Origin of the sequence: Limnospira sp. PMC 289.06 (assembly GCF_032350395.1) — a bacterium.
GTDB classification, from domain to species: Bacteria; Cyanobacteriota; Cyanobacteriia; order Cyanobacteriales; family Microcoleaceae; genus Limnospira; species Limnospira platensis.
Genome location: NZ_JARPLC010000426.1, coordinates 1 through 637, shown reverse-complemented (window position 1 = coordinate 637; position 637 = coordinate 1). Strand labels below are relative to the sequence as shown.

Genomic DNA, 637 nt, shown 5'->3' with positions numbered 1-637 from the left:
CACGAATAAAGCTGTGATGAGGTCGCCACTACTGACTCCCCTAGAATCACTGATAATGTGGCTGTTATCAATCCGATTTCGATGAGTTGCTGTGGTTTAATCATGGGTTAATTCCTTTATTTTTGCAGACAATTTATGGGAAAGTACAAGCTAGAAAATCTGGGTTTTTTTGAGTAAGTCAATCCCCGCGATTTGAGCCATAATGTTGGGTTTCGTTCCTCAAACCAACCCACGAATAAAGCTGTGATGAAGTCGCCAATACTGACTCCCCTAGAATCACTGATAAGGTGACTGCTGTTAATCCGATTTCGATGAGTTGCTGTGGTTTAATCATGGGTTAATTCCTTTATTTTTGCAGACAATTTATGGAAAAGTAAAAGCTAGAAAATCTTGGTTTATTTGAGTAAGTCAATCCCCGCGATTTGAGCCATAATGTTGGGTTTCGTGCCTCAACCCAACCTACGAATAAAGCTGTGATGAGGTCGCCACTACTGACTCCCCTAGAATCACTGATAAGGTGGCTGCTGTTAATCCGATTTTGATTAGTTGCTGTGGTTTAATCATGGGTTAATTCCTTTATTTTTGCAGACAATTTATGGGAAAGTACAAGCTAGAAAATCTGGGTTTATTTGAGTAA

The 637-nt window shown here is 39.7% G+C and carries 1 protein-coding gene; it reads right to left on the bottom strand.

Features of this window, described 5'->3' with window-relative positions:
• Positions 1-178: 178 nt before the first annotated feature.
• Entirely contained in the window at positions 179-334 is a 156-nt protein-coding gene (locus P5674_RS25580; protein WP_014275126.1) for a hypothetical protein, read from the bottom strand.
• Positions 335-637 lie beyond the last annotated feature (303 nt).

Coding starts and splice junctions, on each gene's coding strand:
- P5674_RS25580 (WP_014275126.1), bottom strand. CDS start 334: ATGATTAAACCACAGCAACTCATCGAAATCGGATTAACAGCAGTCACC.